Annotated in this window: 13 protein-coding genes; 8 read left to right on the top strand and 5 right to left on the bottom strand. The window is 70.5% G+C overall.

Features of this window, described 5'->3' with window-relative positions; all coding sequences use genetic code 11:
* Positions 1-61: 61 nt before the first annotated feature.
* Positions 62-2,386, bottom strand: a complete 2,325-nt coding sequence (locus ACFP2V_RS28175; protein WP_381218113.1) for a transglycosylase domain-containing protein — start codon at positions 2,384-2,386, stop codon at positions 62-64.
* Positions 2,387-2,803: 417 nt separating this feature from the next.
* On the opposite strand from ACFP2V_RS28175, the gene wblA reads away from it, so the two are divergent.
* A complete protein-coding gene (gene wblA / locus ACFP2V_RS28170; RefSeq protein ID WP_381218112.1) occupies positions 2,804-3,142 on the top strand; it encodes a transcriptional regulator WblA in 339 nt (112 codons plus the stop codon).
* A 287-nt stretch (positions 3,143-3,429) separates the two neighbouring features.
* On the opposite strand, the gene bagB is transcribed toward wblA, so the two are convergent.
* Entirely contained in the window at positions 3,430-4,923 is a 1,494-nt protein-coding gene (gene bagB, locus ACFP2V_RS28165; protein ID WP_381218111.1) for an ATPase BagB, read from the bottom strand.
* 232 nt (positions 4,924-5,155) lie between these two features.
* Positions 5,156-6,133 carry an ATPase BagA gene (bagA, locus tag ACFP2V_RS28160; RefSeq protein ID WP_381218110.1) on the bottom strand — a complete coding sequence of 326 codons (978 nt, stop codon included), beginning with the start codon at positions 6,131-6,133 and terminating at the stop codon, positions 5,156-5,158.
* Between the two features lie 81 nt (positions 6,134-6,214).
* Here bagA and ACFP2V_RS28155 point away from each other — a divergent pair, with 81 nt between their 5' ends.
* The 4 genes from ACFP2V_RS28155 to ACFP2V_RS28140 all read left to right on the top strand — a co-directional run bounded on the left by ACFP2V_RS28155 (position 6,215) and on the right by ACFP2V_RS28140 (position 8,784).
* Positions 6,215-6,376, top strand: a complete 162-nt coding sequence (locus ACFP2V_RS28155; protein ID WP_019355547.1) for a DUF4177 domain-containing protein — start codon at positions 6,215-6,217, stop codon at positions 6,374-6,376.
* Positions 6,373-6,843 (top strand): RidA family protein, encoded by a 471-nt coding sequence (locus tag ACFP2V_RS28150; protein WP_381218109.1) that lies wholly within the window; start codon positions 6,373-6,375, stop codon positions 6,841-6,843. Before ACFP2V_RS28155 ends, ACFP2V_RS28150 begins: the two co-directional genes overlap by 4 nt.
* Before the next feature lie 184 nt (positions 6,844-7,027).
* On the top strand, positions 7,028-7,957 hold the full coding sequence (locus tag ACFP2V_RS28145; RefSeq protein WP_381218108.1) for an NUDIX hydrolase: 930 nt from the start codon (positions 7,028-7,030) through the stop codon (positions 7,955-7,957).
* Positions 7,954-8,784 carry an MBL fold metallo-hydrolase gene (locus ACFP2V_RS28140; RefSeq protein WP_381218107.1) on the top strand — a complete coding sequence of 277 codons (831 nt, stop codon included), beginning with the start codon at positions 7,954-7,956 and terminating at the stop codon, positions 8,782-8,784. Before ACFP2V_RS28145 ends, ACFP2V_RS28140 begins: the two co-directional genes overlap by 4 nt.
* A gap of 332 nt (positions 8,785-9,116) precedes the next feature.
* Here ACFP2V_RS28140 and ACFP2V_RS28135 read toward each other — a convergent pair whose 3' ends face one another.
* Positions 9,117-9,791 (bottom strand): Crp/Fnr family transcriptional regulator, encoded by a 675-nt coding sequence (locus tag ACFP2V_RS28135; protein ID WP_042163713.1) that lies wholly within the window; start codon positions 9,789-9,791, stop codon positions 9,117-9,119.
* A 274-nt stretch (positions 9,792-10,065) separates the two neighbouring features.
* Between ACFP2V_RS28135 and nth the strand changes: the two genes are divergently transcribed.
* The 3 genes from nth to ACFP2V_RS28120 all read left to right on the top strand — a co-directional run bounded on the left by nth (position 10,066) and on the right by ACFP2V_RS28120 (position 13,205).
* Entirely contained in the window at positions 10,066-11,064 is a 999-nt protein-coding gene (gene nth / locus ACFP2V_RS28130) for an endonuclease III (RefSeq protein ID WP_381218106.1), read from the top strand.
* 128 nt (positions 11,065-11,192) lie between these two features.
* Positions 11,193-11,888 carry an NUDIX hydrolase gene (locus ACFP2V_RS28125; protein WP_381218105.1) on the top strand — a complete coding sequence of 232 codons (696 nt, stop codon included), beginning with the start codon at positions 11,193-11,195 and terminating at the stop codon, positions 11,886-11,888.
* Positions 11,889-12,005: 117 nt separating this feature from the next.
* Positions 12,006-13,205, top strand: a complete 1,200-nt coding sequence (locus ACFP2V_RS28120; protein WP_381218104.1) for a MarP family serine protease — start codon at positions 12,006-12,008, stop codon at positions 13,203-13,205.
* Between the two features lie 254 nt (positions 13,206-13,459).
* On the opposite strand, the gene ACFP2V_RS28115 is transcribed toward ACFP2V_RS28120, so the two are convergent.
* On the bottom strand, positions 13,460-13,648 hold the full coding sequence (locus ACFP2V_RS28115) for a hypothetical protein (protein ID WP_381218103.1): 189 nt from the start codon (positions 13,646-13,648) through the stop codon (positions 13,460-13,462).
* Between the last annotated feature and the right edge of the window lie 69 nt (positions 13,649-13,717).

Raw genomic sequence — 13,717 nt, 5'->3', positions numbered from 1 at the left:
GAAGGGCCCCTCCCTCCCGGTGCGGGAGAGAGGGGCCCTTCGCGATGCCGCCGGTGTGCCGTCAGCGCCGTCCGCCCGGCCCGTTGCCGTTGCCCTGGAGGAAACCCTCGGGGATGGAGATGGTCGGGTTGGGTTCGGCCCCGCCGTTGGTACCAGCCCCGCCGTCGGTACCGGTGTCGCCGTTACCGCCGCCGACCAGGCCGCCGATGATCCCGCCGGCGTCGTTGTTGCGGCCGTCGCCACGGCCGTCACCACGGTCGTCGTCGTTCCCGCGGCCCCGGCCCCGGCCCCGGCCCCGGCCCTTGTCCTCGTCGGGCTTCTTGCGGTCCGGGATGTTGACGAGGTTGAACTCGGGGGCCTCCTTGCCGTTCAGCGCGCCGCTCATCATGTCGCGCCAGATCGGGCCGGGCACCTGACCACCGAACACCTTCGCGTGCCAGGTCCCACCGATCGAGATGTCGACCATCTGCCGCTTGTGCTCGGGGTCGCCGACCCACACCGCACCGGCCAGGTTCGGCGTGTAGCCCACGAACCAGGCGGCGTAACGGAAGTCCGTCGTACCGGTCTTGCCCGCGCTCGGGCGGCGGCCGAGACCGGCCTCCGTACCCGTACCGTCCTCGACCACGCCCCGCAGGAGGGTGTTGATGGTGTCGGCGGTCTTCTCCGACATCGCGCGCGAGCACGTCGACTTCGGGACCGAAAGCGACTTCGACTTCTTGCCGACGCGCTGGCTGATGGACTCGATGGCGACCGGCGTGCAGTACATGCCGCGCGAGGCGAAGGTGGCGTAGCCGTTCGCCATGGTCAGCGGGGACATCTCCTGGGTACCGAGGGCGATCGACGGAGCCTGCTCCATCTTGTTGCCGTTGGCCCGCTCGATGCCCATCTTCTTCGCCATCTGCGTCACCGGGCAGATGCCGATCTCGCTGATCATCTCGATGTAGTAGGTGTTGACCGACTTCGCTGTCGCTTCCTTCATGTCGTACGGGCCGACCTCGGCCTCGTTCTCGTTCTCGACCGGGACACCCGGCTCGTTCCATGTCTTGCCCTCGCAGGCCTGGACCGGGGCCGGGTAGTCCATCTGGTACGGCGAGGCGTACGTCTTCGTCGCCGGCATCCCGCCCTCGAGGGCGGCCGCGGCCACGATCGGCTTGAACGTCGAACCGGGCTGGTAGCCGGCGCCACCACCCATGCCCTGGTCCACGGAGAGGTTGATCTGCGTCTCGTTCTTGCCGAAGCCGTACGGACGCGACTGGCCCATGGCGAGGATCTTGCCGGTACCGGGCTCGACGACGCTGGCGGCGGTGGCCACCTCGTCGCTCTTGTTGACGTGGTTCTTGACCGACGCCTGCAGAGACTCCTGCGCCTGTGGGTCGAGCGTCGTACGGATCGTCAGACCGCCGTGGTTCCAGACCTTGGCCCGCGCCTCCGGGGTCTTGCCGAAGGCCGGATCGTTCAGGAACACCTGGCGCACGTAGTCACAGAAGAAGCCCGCGCCGTGGACCGCCGTGATGCAACCGTTCTTCGGCTTGCTGACCTTCAGCCCGAGCGGTGTCTTCGACGCCTCGGCGGCCTGCTCCTGGGAGATGTCGCCGACCTGGGCCATCCGTGCCAGGACGACATTGCGCCGCTTGGTGGCCTCCGTCTCGTCGTTGACCGGGTCGTACCGGCTCGGCGACTGGACGAGGCCGGCGATGAGCGCGGACTCCTGGAGGCTCAGGTCCTTGGCGGGCTTGGAGAAGTAACGCTGGGCGGCGGCCTCCACGCCGTAGGCCTGCTGGCCGAAGTACGTGATGTTCAGGTAGTTCTCGAGGATCTTCTTCTTGCCCAGCTCCTCCTCGACCTGGATCGCGAACTTCAGCTCGCGGATCTTGCGGCCGATCGTCTGCTGGGTGGCCTGCGCGACCTTCGTCGGGTCGTCGCCGGCCTCCTCCACGAAGACGTTCTTCACGTACTGCTGCGTCAGGGTGGACGCACCCTCGGAGACGCCGCCGCTCTGCGCGTTGCGGTTCATCGCGCGCAGTACGCCCTTCAGGTCGACCGCGCCGTGCTCGTAGAAACGCGAGTCCTCGATCGCGACGATCGCCTTCTGGAGGTGCGGCGAGATGTCCTTGAGGTCGACCACCGTGCGGTCGCGCGAGTAGACGGTGGCGATCTTGCCGCCCCCGGCGTCGAGGATGGTGGTGCGCTGACTCAGCGGGGGCGTCTTGAGGTTGATGGGGAGCTCGTCGAAGCTCTCCACCGACCCCTTGGTGGCGAGGCCCAGCGCCCCCACGGCGGGCAGCGCGATACCGGCCAGCACGGCCCCCGACAGGACACTGACACCGAGGAACTTGGCGGCCTGCTGCGTTGCCGACAGACCGCCGCCCGAGCGCTTCTTTGGCATGGGAGCAGCCTACGTTCTCAATCGCCGGACACGCGTATAGGCCTTGGCCTAAGCTGCCCGCAACTGTCACGGCAGTGAGGTCACGTATCAATACGTCGGGCGTTCCCGAATCGTTCCGTATCTCTCCGACTTTTTTGTCGGGGCGTGTTGGACACGTGTCCGGATCCACCCTCCGTGTCACATGGTGTCCGTTGTGGCGCAAGTGAAACGACCCGAAACGTCGGGATTGCCGCGCATGTCGCCAGCTCACTCCCCCGGGTGATCTGCCGCTTACCCATAGTCCGTTCGGGCCATTCAAGATTGGGCCCGCTGGGGGTGTTGCGCTGTGCCCACCTTCCGTAACGTCCTCAACTGGCGGCGGTGAATATGCCGCTGCCGCCGTGGGGGAGCCTCGATTCGGGAGAGGACGGCGCCGGTATGGGCTGGGTTACCGACTGGAGTGCGCAGGCTGCCTGCCGCACTACTGATCCGGATGAACTGTTCGTTCAAGGAGCAGCGCAGAACAGGGCCAAGGCGGTGTGCACCGGATGCCCGGTACGCACGGAGTGCCTGGCCGACGCGCTCGACAACCGCGTCGAGTTCGGCGTGTGGGGAGGCATGACGGAACGTGAGCGCCGCGCACTGCTGCGCCGGCGGCCCACGGTGACGTCCTGGCGCCGGCTGCTGGAGACGGCGCGCACGGAGTACGAGCAGGGGACGGGTGTCGTTCCCCTCGACGACGACGAGGTGTACGCGAGCTTCGCTGCGGTGGGCTGAGGGCTCTCGGGGGCCTTGGCCTCCGCTTTGCTCCGCGTGAGCGGGACTCCGGGCGGGGCCTTACCGCCTCCGTAGCCGGGCGGGCCTCCGAACAGGCTTTTGGGTGCTCCTTCGGTCATTCTTCCGGCGGTCTTCCGGGCGGCCGGTGCTCCGCCGAGCGGCAGGGCGCGTCCATCAGGGCAAGGCGGCGCGCCCCAGGGCGTGTTGGCGCCGGTGTGGCGATGAAAGACGCCAGGTGGCGGTGAAGGACAGGGCATGGCGCCGCCGTCGGGGCGTACCGACGCGTGTCAGGCGCTCGCCTCGGGCAACTCCGGCCGGTCGGTCGCGAGCCGGTCGCCGATGTCCCGCAGTCCCGTGAGGTCGTGCACGTCGCCGGGCAGCGCGGCCACTTCCGTCACCGCCACCTCGGGGTGGAGTGCGGTGAAGCGGTCACGTGTGCGCTGCTCGCGTGAGAGCAGCCGCATCCGCTCGGCGTGCAGCCTCAACAGGCCCGCGGTGAGCTGGTCGACGGACCGCTCCGCGTCCACCTCGTCCGCCCTGTCGGTGCCGGTGTCGGCGCCGGTGTCGTCCACGGTGGCGGGGGAGCCTCCGTCGGGGACGTCGTCCTGTGCCGATGTCTCGGGAGTGGCGGTTTCGGGGGTTCCGGGAGTTCCAGGTGTCTCGGGTGTCTCGGGTGTCTCGGGAGTGGGAGTCTCCGCAGCGGGGTCGTCCGAACTCTCATATGTGTCGGGGGAGTTACGAAGTCCAGCTTTCCCGTCCTCCTGATCCACAATGCGGGAGTCCTCAAGATTTTCCGCGGCGGTGAGTGCCCGCTCGGCCGACAGCCGGTCGGCGCCGCTGCCGTGGACCCGGTTGAGGACCAGGCCGGCCAGCGGCATGTCCTCGGCGGCCAGCCGTTGCACGAAGTACGCGGCCTCGCGCAGCGCGTCCCGCTCCGGGGCCGCGACCACCAGGAACGCGGTCCCGGGTGCCTGGAGCAGCTTGAAGGTGGCGTCCGCGCGCGTACGGAACCCGCCGAACATGGAGTCCATCGCCGCCACGAACGTCTGTACGTCGCTCAGCAGTTGGCCCCCGAGCACCTTCCCCAGAACGCCGGTCATCATGGACATCCCGACGTTCAGGAATTTCATCCCCGCCCGGCCGCCGACCTTCGCCGGGGCCAGCAGTACGCGGATGAGCTTGCCGTCGAGGAAGGAGCCGAGCCGCTTCGGCGCGTCCAGGAAGTCCAGCGCGGACCGGGACGGCGGGGTGTCGACGATGATGAGGTCCCACTCGTCACGGGCCCGCAGCTGCCCCAGCTTCTCCATCGCCATGTACTCCTGCGTGCCCGCGAAGCCCGCCGAGAGGGACTGGTAGAAGGGGTTGCCCAGAATCGCGGAGGCCCGCTCGGGGTCTGCGTGCGCCTCGACGATCTCGTCGAAGGTGCGCTTCATGTCGAGCATCATCGCGTGCAGTTCGCCGCCCGCGGAGTCGTCTATGCCCTTCACCCGGCGGGGGATGTTGTCGAGCGAGTCGATGCCCATGGACTGGGCGAGTCTGCGGGCCGGGTCGATGGTCAGGACGACCACCTTGCGCCCCCGCTCGGCCGCGCGCAGGCCCAGTGCCGCGGCAGTGGTCGTCTTGCCGACCCCGCCCGAACCGCAGCACACCACGATCCGGGTGCCGCGGTCCTCGATCAGCGGGTCGATGTCGAGCGTGGGGACGGGGGAGAGGCGGTGGCGGGCCGAGCTGCCCGAGTGGGCCGGGTCGTGCGCGTGCGCCGGTTCCGGACGACGACTCATGACATCCCCTGCTTCCGATACTTCCGACTCGGTTCCTGGCTCGGCTTTCGATACTTCCGACTCGGTTCTCGACGCGTTGCCCGGTTCGGCTTCCGGCTCGTCACGGGGGGCGGCGCGACAGACGGCGCGACGCGCACGCCCGCGACGACGCCCGGGTGGAGCACACCCGCGACGGCGCCCGGGTCGAGCACGCCTGTGGCCGCCGCGGCGCCGGCGGGAGGGTTTCGGCCGGTCATGACACACCCTGTGCGCGGAGTTCCTTGGCCAGCGCGTACAGGCCCGCCAGGTCCATGCCCTCCGCGAGCAGCGGCAGCTCGTGCCGGGGCAGATCCACCTCGGCCAGCGCGGCACGCTGCTCGGCCTCCAGCGCGTACCGCTCGGCGTACTCCTCCGCCTGCGCGAGCAGAGGGCCCACCAGCCGCTCGGCGTGCCCCCCGCGCCGCGCGCCGCCGAGACCGGCGGAGGACAAGGACTGCGCGACAGAAGAACGCGTGACCGTCCCCAGGAGTTCCAGATCGGCCGCGTCCAGCAGCTCCGGGCGCACCATGTTCACGATGATCCGCCCCACCGGCAGCCGGGCCGCCCGCAGCTCGGTGATGCCGTCCACGGTCTCCTGGACCGGCATCTCCTCCAGCAGCGTGACCAGGTGCACCGCCGTCTCCGGCGATTTCAGCACCCGCATCACGGCCTGCGCCTGATTGTGTATCGGGCCGATCTTGGCGAGTCCGGCGACCTCGTCGTTGACGTTGAGGAAACGGGCGATGCGCCCGGTCGGCGGGGCGTCCATCACGACGTAGTCGTAGACGAACCGCCCGCTCCGGTCCTTGCGCCGTACCGCCTCGCACGCCTTGCCGGTCAGCAGGACGTCCCGCACACCGGGCGCGATGGTGGTCGCGAAGTCGATCGCGCCGAGCTTCTTCAGGGCCCGTCCGGCGCTGCCCAGTTTGTAGAACATCTGGAGGTAGTCCAGAAGGGCCCGCTCGACATCGATGGCGAGGGCGTGCACCTCCCCGCCTCCGGGAGCGACGGCGATCTTCCGTTCCTCGTACGGCAACGCCTCCGTCTCGAAGATCTGTGCGATGCCCTGGCGGCCCTCGACCTCGATGAGAAGCGTCCGCTTCCCCTCCGTGGCCAGAGCCAGCGCGAGGGCCGCGGCCACCGTGGTCTTGCCGGTTCCGCCCTTGCCACTGACGACCTGAAGCCTGCTCACGTCTTTGAGCCTAATTCCTTCCCGCGCGCCCCGGCGGCTCCGGGGGAGAGTTCCCCGGAATCCAGCCGCTAGAGTCGCCGCATGACGAAATGGGAGTACTCCACGGTTCCGCTGCTGGTCCACGCCACGAAGCAGATTCTGGACACCTGGGGCGAGGACGGCTGGGAGCTCGTGCAGGTCGTTCCCGGCCCGAACAACCCCGAGCAGCTGGTGGCCTACCTGAAGCGGGAGAAGCAGGCGTGAGCGCGGTCGAGGCGAAGCTGGCCGAGCTCGGGCTGAGACTGCCCGAGGTCGTACCGCCGCTGGCCGCGTACCGTCCGGCCGTGCTGTCCGGGCGGTACGTCTACACCGCCGGCCAGCTTCCGATGGTGGACGGCGAACTCACGCTGACCGGCAAGGTCGGCGCCGAGGTCACGGCGGAGGAGGCCAAGGAGCTGGCGCGCACCTGCGCGCTGAACGCCCTCGCCGCCGTGAAGTCCGTCGCCGGTGACCTGGACCGCGTCGCGCGCGTGGTCAAGGTCACCGGGTTCGTGGCCTCGGCCGCGGACTTCACGGGCCAGCCGGGCGTCCTCAACGGCGCGAGCGAGCTGCTGGTCGACGTCCTCGGCGACAAGGGCGTCCACGCCCGCAGCGCGGTGGGCGTCGCGGTACTGCCGCTGGACGCTCCGGTGGAGGTCGAGATCCAGGTGGAACTGACCGAAACGGGCTGACCGAGGCGGGCTGACGGCTGGGGGTAGACGCTCTGGTGGCCGATGGAACGGGTTGACGGAAACGAGTTGACGGAAACGGACTGACGGCCGCGGGCGGCCGATGATCCGGTGGCCCACGGAGACATGGGCGGCCCGGTCCCCTCGGCCACTCGAACATCAGCCCGTCACGGGATAGCCTCCGGCCATGGCGAATGCGCAGGCTGATGGACAGGCCGGGGGCCAGACGGGTGATCGGACCGGTGGTCGGGCCGGTGGACAGGGGTATCCGCCGGAATGGCCGGAGCGCATCCGTGCGCTCGCGGACGGCACCCTCGTCCCGGTCACGCCGAAGCGCGCGGCCACCGTCATGCTCCTGAAGGACACCGGCGACGGCTATGCCGTCCACATGCTGCGCCGACGCGCCTCCATGGCCTTCGCCGGGGGCGCGTACGCCTATCCCGGCGGTGGCGTCGACCCGCGCGACGACGACCTTCACGTCCGCTGGGCGGGCCCCACGCGCGCGTGGTGGGCCGACAGACTCGGCGTCGAGGAAATGGAGGCCCAGGCGATCGTCTGCGCCGCCGTGCGCGAGACGTACGAGGAAGCCGGTGTGCTGCTCGCGGGCCCGACGCCCGACTCCGTGATCGGCGACACCACGGGCCCGGACTGGGAGGCGGACCGCGTGGCGCTCGTCGCGCGGGACATGTCCTTCGCGGAGTTCCTCGACCGCCGAGGGCTGGTCCTGCGCTCGGACCTGCTCGGTGTGTGGACCCGGTGGATCACCCCGGAGTTCGAGCCCCGCCGCTACGACACCTGGTTCTTCGTCGCCGCCCTCCCCGAGGGGCAGCGCACCCGGAACGCCTCTACGGAGGCCGACCGTACGGTGTGGATCGCCCCGCGCGAGGCGGCCGCCGCGTACGACCGGGGCGAGCTGCTGATGATGCCGCCGACGATCGCGACCCTGCGTCAGCTGACGGCGTACACGGCGGCGGCTCAGGCGCTCGACGCGGCACCCGCGCGTGACCTCGCGCCGGTGCTGGCCACCGCGCGGCCGGCCGAGGGCGGGATCGTGCTGTCCTGGCCCGGGTACGACGAGTTCACCCAGCACATCCCGAACGGTGGAGCCACGGCATGACGGACGCGGCAGCCCTTCCCGGCCAACCGCGCGGAGGGGTCCTCTCCGGACCCGCCACCGCGCGGGCGGTCAACGTCCTGGCCCCGAACGCCTCGGCGATGACCCTGGACGGCACCAACACCTGGATCCTGTCGGAACCCGGCTCCGCGCGCGCGGTCGTGATCGACCCGGGCCCGCTGGACGAGGGGCATCTGCACAACGTCGTCGACACCGCCGAGCGGGCCGGCAAGCGCGTCGCCCTCACCCTGCTGACGCACGGTCACCCCGACCACTCCGAGGGCGCCGCCCGCTTCGCCGAGCTGACCGGCACGAAGGTACGGGCGCTGGATCCGGAGCTGCGCCTGGGGGACGAGGGACTGTCCGGCGGGGACGTGGTCACCGTGGACGGCCTGGAACTGCGGGTCGTTCCCGCCCCCGGCCACACCGCCGACTCGCTGGCCTTCCACCTGCCGGCCGACGGGGCCGTCCTCACCGGCGACACGGTCCTGGGGCGCGGTACGACCGTCGTGGCCCACCCCGACGGCCGCCTCGGCGACTACCTGGACACGCTGCGCCGTCTGCGCTCGCTCACGGTCGACGACGGCGTCCACACGCTCCTGCCGGGCCACGGCCCCGTACTGGAGGACGCTCAGGGCGCCGTCGAGTACTACCTGGCCCACCGCGCGCACCGCCTCGCTCAGGTGGAGACGGCCGTCGAGAACGGCCACCGCAGCGCGTCCGATGTCGTCGCCCACGTCTATGCCGATGTGGACCGCTCCCTCTGGCCGGCCGCGGAGCTGTCGGTCCGCGCACAGCTGGAGTACCTGCGGGAACACGGTCTCATCTAGGCCCGCACTTCGCGGGTCACCCGTTAGTGAAGGCTCAGCGCATGATCACCGACCGGTTCCCGCCGCGATCGGTTGCCCGATGACAATCACGCCGCCGGGCCGACCGCCCGTGGACCGATCCCGATCACTTGATCTTCACGATCGAGGGACCCGCGAAGTACGGGTCTAGGGCAGACCCCAGGATCCCGAGACCCCAGGACCCCAAGGTCCCGGGGCCCGCTCCACGTTCGTTCGGCGGGATCCCGGGGCCGGTGATCAGGTGATCACCGGCCCCTGCCCTGAACGTCCGGTCGAGGGACGGTATGGGGACGGGGCGTGAGGGCCGGGTCGGGTCAGCGGGACCGCTTCGCGAGGCGTTCGACGTCCAGGAGGATCACCGCGCGGGCCTCCAGGCGGAGCCAGCCGCGCTGGGCGAAGTCCGCCAGGGCCTTGTTGACCGTCTCGCGGGACGCGCCGACCAACTGGGCCAACTCCTCCTGCGTGAGGTCGTGGACGACGTGGATGCCCTCCTCGGACTGCACGCCGAAGCGGCGGGAGAGGTCCAGCAGGGCACGGGCGACCCGGCCCGGAACGTCGGAGAAGACCAGGTCCGACATGGCGTCATTGGTCTTGCGCAGCCGGCGCGCGACGGCCCGCAGCAGCGCGGTGGCCACCTCGGGGCGGGCGTTCAGCCAGGGCTGGAGGTCGCCGTGGCCGAGGGCGAGCAGCTTGACCTCGGTCAGCGCCGTGGCGGTCGCGGTGCGCGGGCCCGGGTCGAAGAGCGACAGCTCACCGATGAGCTCGCTGGGCCCGACGACGGCCAGCATGTTCTCGCGGCCGTCGGGGGAGGTGCGGTGGAGCTTGACCTTGCCCTCGGTGACCACGTAGAGCCGGTCTCCGGGATCGCCCTCGTGGAACAGGGAGTCGCCCCGTGCGAGGGTCACCTCGCTCAGCGAGGCGCGAAGCTCCGCGGCCTGCTCGTCATCGAGCGCCGCGAAGAGCGGGTTCCGCCGCAGAACGTCGTCCACGTGTTCTCTCCTTGTCGACCTGCTCAGGGGATCTTGGTCCCCACGTACCAGGGGACCGGGGTGCCCATTTTGCCGGACAGTCCAAACAGTGTGATCTGTCACAAGGATGCCGCACGGGCCCGCCCGGGTGAGCGGCAGGGGTCCAATTGGGGGCCGGTCCTCAGGGGTCGAGGCGGATGTCGGTGTCGAGTCGTAGGCTGGCCGGGTGCCCAAAACACCGGTGGGAGTGCAGGCCCAAGGGGCTGTTCGGGTGGCGGCGCACCGAGATTCCGCTGTGGGCGAACAAGGTTCCGATGGCGGTAGGGAAACGGCGAAACCGACAAAGAAGGCGCCGGTGAAGAAGAAATCGACCGCGAGTGCGACCTCGGATTCGACCTTGGCCGCGGATTCGACCTCGGCCAAGGCCGCGGCCTCGAGTGCGACCACGTCTGAGAGGGAGAGGGTGAGGACGCGCAGCGCGGCAGGGGCGAAGTCCACGGCCGCGGTCAAGCCGCCCAAGGCGGAGTCGCGCATCGCCCTCGTCCGCCGCGCCCGGCGGATCAACCGGGAGCTCGCCGAGGTGTTCCCGTACGCCCATCCCGAGCTGGACTTCGAGAACCCCTTCCAACTCGTGGTCGCCACGGTCCTGTCGGCCCAGACCACCGACCTGCGCGTCAACCAGACGACCCCCGCCCTCTTCGCGAAGTACCCCACCCCCGAGGACCTGGCCGCCGCCAACCCGGAAGAGGTGGAGGAGATCCTGCGCCCCACCGGGTTCTTCCGGGCCAAGACCAAGTCGGTGATGGGCCTTTCGAAGGTGCTGGTGGAGGATTTCGGCGGCGAGGTGCCGGGCCGCCTCGAGGATCTCGTCAAACTGCCCGGTGTGGGCCGCAAGACGGCCTTCGTCGTGCTCGGTAATGCCTTCGGCCGCCCCGGCATCACCGTGGACACGCACTTCCAGCGCCTGGTGCGCCGCTGGAAGTGGACGGAGGAGACCGACCCCGACAAGATCGAGGCGGCCGTCGGCGCGCTCTTCCCGAAGAGCGAGTGGACCGACCTCTCGCACCATGTGATCTGGCACGGCCGCCGCATCTGCCACGCCCGCAAGCCCGCCTGCGGCGCCTGCCCCATCGCCCCGCTCTGCCCGGCGTACGGCGAGGGCGAGACCGACCCGGACAAGGCGCGGAAGTTGCTGAAGTACGAGAAGGGCGGCTTGCCGGGCCAGCGGCTGAACCCGCCGCAGGCCTACCTCGACGCGGGCGGCCGGCCGGCCCCGCCGCTGGGCGCCGCATGACGGGGGCATGCATGGCAGGGGCATGCACGGCGGGGGCATACATGGCGGCCGCCGGTGGAACGATCTAGGCACCACCGGGCGTTGGACGGGGCATGGGAGCGGCGGGGGCCAGGACGACAGAGGTGGCGATGACGCGGGTGACCGATCCCCGGGGCGGCCGGGTGGCGCTCAGTACGGAGGGCTTGCCCGCCTGGCTGGACCCGGTGGTCCGGGTCGCGCGGACGATCGCGCCGGGCGACCTGAGCCGCTTCCTCCCCCCGGCGGACGGCGCGGGGCGCCAGGCCGCCGTCCTCATCCTGTTCGGCGACGGGAAGCGCGGCCCGGAACTGCTGCTCATGGAGCGGTCGGCGGCGCTGCGCTCGCATGCCGGACAGCCGGCCTTCCCCGGCGGCACCCTCGACCCCGAGGACGGCGACCCGCTGGCCGACGGGCCGCTGTCGGCCGCGCTGCGCGAGGCCGAGGAGGAGACGGGGCTCGATCCCGACGGAGTCCAGCTCTTCGGCGTTCTGCCGAAGCTCTACATCCCCGTCAGCGGCTTCGTCGTCACGCCGGTCCTGGGCTGGTGGCGGACCCCCAGCCCGGTCGGTGCCGTCGATCCGAACGAGACCGCTCGGGTCTTCACCGTCCCCGTGGCGGATCTCACCCATCCGGACAACCGCACGACCACCACCCATCCCAGCGGCCACCGGGGTCCGGCATTCCTGGTCGAATCGGCCGTGGTGTGGGGTTTCACGGCCGGGATCATCGACCGGCTGCTCCATTACGCGGGGTGGGAGCGCCCCTGGGACCGGGAGAAGCAGGTCCCGCTGGATTGGCGGTCGTGACAGGGTGGGCGCGGTGCCGTGCGGTACGGGGGCTCGTGACGACGGCGGTTCGTGCCGTACGCCTCCGCACTCCGGCCGCGTAAGAACGACCGGAATGACGAGGCGAGGCAAAAAGCGGTGAACGTGCTGGACATCCTGTTGCTGGTCGCCGCCGTGTGGTTCGCGGTCGTCGGCTACCGCCAGGGCTTCGTCGTCGGCATCCTGTCGGTGATCGGGTTCCTGGGCGGCGGTCTCGTCGCCGTCTACCTCCTCCCCGTCATCTGGGACGTCCTGACGGACCACGCGGAGGTCAGCACGGCCGCCGCCGTCGTCGCGGTCGTCGTCGTCATAGTCTGCGCCTCCGTCGGCCAGGCCCTGACCACCCACCTCGGAAACAAGCTGCGCCGTCACATCACATGGTCCCCGGCCCGAGCGCTCGACGCCACCGGCGGTGCCCTGGTCAACGTCGTCGCGATGCTCCTGGTCGCCTGGCTGATCGGCTCGGCCCTCGCGGGAACGACCCTGCCGACGCTCGGCAAGGAGGTCCGCCAGTCCAAGGTGCTGACCGGCGTCTCCCGGGCGCTGCCCGACCAGGCCGACACCTGGTTCGCCGACTTCTCCTCCGTCCTCGCGCAGAACGGTTTCCCCCAGGTCTTCAGCCCGTTCGCGAACGAGCCGATCACCGATGTCCGGCCCCCCGACCCCGCCCTGGCCGGCAGCCCGGTGGCCGACCGCGCGCAGCGGTCCATCGTCAAGGTCATGGGCACCGCCCCGCGATGCGGCAAGGTCCTCGAGGGCACCGGCTTCGTGTTCTCCGAGCGCCGTGTGATGACCAACGCGCATGTCGTGGGCGGTGTCGACGAGCCGACCGTGCAGATAGGCGGCGAGGGCAGGAAGTACGACGCGACGGTCGTCCTCTACGACTGGAAGCGCGACATCGCGGTCCTCGACGTCCCAAACCTGAAGGCGCCCGCGCTGCGGTTCGCCACCGAGGACGCGGGCAGGGACGACGGCGCGATCGTCGCCGGCTTCCCGGAGAACGGCGCGTACGACGTCCGGTCGGCGCGGGTCCGCGGGCGCATCACGGCCAACGGCCCGGACATCTACCACCGGGGCACAGTCCGCCGTGACGTCTACTCCGTGTACGCGACGGTCCGGCAGGGCAACTCCGGCGGCCCGCTGCTGACCCCCGAGGGCCAGGTCTACGGTGTGGTGTTCGCCAAGTCCCTCGACGACGCCGAGACGGGGTACGCCCTCACCGTGGACGAGATCCAGGAGGACATCGCCAAGGGCCGCTCCGCTACCCAGCAGGTGGACAGCGACAGCTGCGCACTCTGAGCGGCGCGAGGCCGCTACGGCCGGTCGTGCGACCGGCCGTACGGACCGGGCCGTACGGACAGGGCCTACGACCGGGCCGTACGGACAGGGCCTACGACCGGGCCGTACGGACAGGGCCTACGACCGGGCCGTACGGACAGGGCCTACGACCGGGCCGTACGGCGGGGGCGTATGGAGAAGGTCGTATGGAGAGGGCGAGGGCGGGTGCACGCCCCAGGAGGCCCACCGGAGCACGGCCGGGCGTACGCCCCTCGTCAGCCGCGTGGGTGATGGTGGCGGAGCCGCACCGAGACCCAGCGGGCCCGGCGGCGGAGGATATGCGGAATCCCGACCCTGAGATCCGTACCTGCCATCTGTGGTGCACCGCCTTGCTGGTGGGGTCCCCTACCGGCCGCCGAGCGGCGGTCGCGGCCTGCGTCACTGTATTCGTGCGTCCAGCCCATACTTCGACCACTGCCCCCGACCCATGGTCGATAACCGCCTCGCGCAGGGCCAATTGGCCTATGCGCCAG

Source organism: Streptomyces incanus, assembly GCF_042656345.1.
Lineage (GTDB): Bacteria > Actinomycetota > Actinomycetes > Streptomycetales > Streptomycetaceae > Streptomyces > Streptomyces incanus.
The sequence above is the reverse complement of the archived record's forward strand: the minus strand, read 5'-3'. Positions and strand labels throughout refer to the sequence as shown.

Excerpts from the sequence above, each read along its gene's own strand:
- ACFP2V_RS28175 (WP_381218113.1), bottom strand. The coding sequence starts at position 2,386 with ATGCCAAAGAAGCGCTCGGGCGGCGGTCTGTCGGCAACGCAGCAGGCC.
- wblA (WP_381218112.1), top strand. The coding sequence starts at position 2,804 with ATGGGCTGGGTTACCGACTGGAGTGCGCAGGCTGCCTGCCGCACTACT.
- bagB (WP_381218111.1), bottom strand. The coding sequence starts at position 4,923 with ATGAGTCGTCGTCCGGAACCGGCGCACGCGCACGACCCGGCCCACTCG.
- ACFP2V_RS28155 (WP_019355547.1), top strand. The coding sequence starts at position 6,215 with ATGACGAAATGGGAGTACTCCACGGTTCCGCTGCTGGTCCACGCCACG.
- ACFP2V_RS28145 (WP_381218108.1), top strand. The coding sequence starts at position 7,028 with ATGGCGAATGCGCAGGCTGATGGACAGGCCGGGGGCCAGACGGGTGAT.
- ACFP2V_RS28140 (WP_381218107.1), top strand. The coding sequence starts at position 7,954 with ATGACGGACGCGGCAGCCCTTCCCGGCCAACCGCGCGGAGGGGTCCTC.
- ACFP2V_RS28125 (WP_381218105.1), top strand. The coding sequence starts at position 11,193 with ATGACGCGGGTGACCGATCCCCGGGGCGGCCGGGTGGCGCTCAGTACG.
- ACFP2V_RS28115 (WP_381218103.1), bottom strand. The coding sequence starts at position 13,648 with ATGGGCTGGACGCACGAATACAGTGACGCAGGCCGCGACCGCCGCTCG.